The organism is uncultured Phenylobacterium sp., assembly GCF_902826855.1.
GTDB lineage: Bacteria > Pseudomonadota > Alphaproteobacteria > Caulobacterales > Caulobacteraceae > Phenylobacterium.
In genome coordinates, this window is the sequence record NZ_CADEGK010000346.1 from 1 (window position 1) to 2,508 (window position 2,508).

A 2,508-nucleotide genomic window follows, 5' to 3' on the forward strand; every position below is an offset into this window, starting at 1 on the left:
CGTCCTCGATGATGCGCCCTTCTTCCATGTCGATGAGCAGCATCTTGCCGGGCTGGAGGCGCCACTTGCGGACGATGCGCGCCTCGGGAACGTCGAGGACGCCCACTTCCGAGGCCATGATCACGAGGTCGTCGTCGGTGATGACGAAGCGGGCGGGCCGCAGGCCGTTCCGGTCGAGCGTGGCGCCGATCTGGCGGCCGTCGGTGAAGGCCACCGCGGCAGGCCCGTCCCACGGCTCCATCAAGGCGGCGTGGTACTCGTAGAAAGCCTTGCGCTTGGAATCCATGAGCGGATTGCCGGCCCAGGCCTCCGGGATCAGCATCATCATCGCCTGCACGAGCGGAATGCCGCCCGCGACCAGGAGTTCGAGCGCGTTGTCGAGGCAGGCCGTGTCGGACTGGCCGTGCGGGATCAGCGGCCACATCTTGTTGAGATCGGGGCCCAGCAGCTCGCTCTCCAGCGTGCGCCGGCGCGCGTTCATCCAGTTCACGTTGCCGCGGACCGTGTTGATCTCGCCGTTGTGGGCGATGAACCGGTAGGGGTGCGCGAGCTTCCACGACGGGAAGGTGTTGGTGGAGAACCGCTGGTGCACGAGCGACAGCGCGCTCTCGCAGCGCTCGTCCTGCAGGTCCTTGTAGAAGCTGCCCACCTGTCCCGCCAGCAGCAGGCCCTTGTAGACCACCGTCCGCGTCGAGAACGACGGCAGGTACACGTCGGCCAGCGACGGCAGGCCGCGCTTCTTGGCCAGGTCGGCCAGCGGGTTCTGGAACTGCTTGCGCACCGCCAGCATCTTCCGCTCGTGCGCGTCCTGGTCCTTGACGTTGGGACCTCGGCCGACGAACGCCTGCCGGATCATCGGCATCGAGGCCAGCACCGCCTCGCCCAGGCCGGTGGTGTCGACGGGCACGTCGCGCCAGCCGAGCAGGGGCTGCTTCTCGACGCGCAGGAAGTGTTCGAACTGCTCAAGCGCCGCCGCGCGGGTCAGCGCGTCCTGCGGCAGGAAGCACATGGCCACCGCATATTCGCCGGCCGGCGGCAGATCGACGCCCTCGTCCTGCGCCCAGGCGCGGTAGAGACGGTCGGGGATCTGGATCAGGCAGCCGGCGCCGTCGCCCACCAGGGGATCCGCGCCCACCGCGCCACGGTGGTCGATGTTGAGCAGGATCTGCAGGCCCGACTGCACCACCTCATGCGACTTGCGGCCTTTGATGTTGGCCACAAAGCCTACGCCGCACGCATCGTGCTCGTTCCGCGGGTCGTACAGGCCTTGTCGCTCAGGCGGACGCATCGTTCCTCTCACGCAAAGCACGCCCAAACGCGGCCAGCCCGGGAGGACGGCCGTACGTGCTTTGAGCGCCTTTAAGCGGCAAATCCCACCCGTGTCGATGCCTCACAACCGTCGCAAGAGGCAGATCATTCCGAGTTGATCGCCACGGCGCAGGCGACGGGGCTTCAGATGGCGAAACCGGCGCGCTCCCGAAGTCGTGCGAACGGAACGGTCGGCAGCGGGGCCCGGGTCGTCTCGGCGAGGCGGCATTGCCACCAGCCGACCGAGCGCCAGGCGCCGAGCTTGAAGCCGACGTCCGCGAAGACTCCCAGGGGAACGAAGCCGACGCTCTCGTGGAGCGCCACGCTTGCGGCGTTCGGCAGCGCGATCCCCGCGAACGCATTTCGGATGCCCTGGCGGCGCAGTACGGAGAACAACGACTGGTAAAGCTGCCGGCCCAGGCCCTTCCCGCGGGCCGCTTCATCCAGATAGATCGTGACATCACTCGACCACTGGTAGGCCGCCCGCTCGCTGCGGGATGACGCATAGGCGTAGCCCAGGACGTCGTCGCCGTTCGTCGCCACCAGCCACGGGAAGTTGGGCAAGGTCCTGGCGATCCGTCCCGCCATCTCGTCCGCCGAGGGTGGATCGATCTCGAACGAGATCCAGGTGTCGCGGGCGATGGGCCGATAGATGGCGGCGATCGCCGCCGCGTCGCCAAGTTCCGCAACCCGAATGCTGGTCATGAGCACCCCCGGCAAACTCTACCATAAGGGGCGGTAGTGTGGTCGGACCAGGAGGCGCAACGGCGTCGCGCCTTGCCGAACGCCCGGCCGGGCCTCGCCGCGGCCGGGACCGTCGCGCGGCTCAGGCCGCGTCGCGCCAGTGTGGCTGCAGCTGCTCGTGGGGCCAGACGGCCGGGATCAGCTGGGGTTCGGCCAGGCCGGCCAGCTCGTTGGCGAAGCCATGGTTCACGTCGCGGTGGTGGGCCTCGTCGGCGCGGACCACCTCGACCACATCGCGCAGGGTCGCCTCGGCCGGCAGGTTCCAGTAGCGGATCGCAAGCTGCGGGGCGGCGACATTGGGCGAGCGGCCTTCGTCGATCTCGGCGAGATAGTGGGTGTAGCTGATCACGGCCTCCTCCTCGAAATAGCCCACCACCCGGTGCGCGGTCTTGGGCGAGACCAGGTAGAGGCCGAAGAAGAACAGGTAGAAGACCCACTGGGCGGCCACCACCACGA

At 68.2% G+C, this 2,508-nt stretch carries 2 protein-coding genes and 1 pseudogene; all 3 read right to left on the minus strand.

The features are described from left to right. Window positions 1-1,288, minus strand: a pseudogene (locus QZV94_RS24530) (glutamate synthase subunit alpha); the annotation flags it as partial. Window positions 1,289-1,452: 164 nt separating this feature from the next. Next, complete coding sequence (locus QZV94_RS24535; RefSeq protein ID WP_293683024.1) at window positions 1,453-2,013, minus strand: arsinothricin resistance N-acetyltransferase ArsN1 family B; 561 nt, start codon at window positions 2,011-2,013, stop codon at window positions 1,453-1,455. A gap of 121 nt (window positions 2,014-2,134) precedes the next feature. Continuing rightward, on the minus strand, window positions 2,135-2,508 hold a 374-nt coding region (locus QZV94_RS24540; protein WP_293683026.1), incomplete at its 5' end, for an alternative oxidase.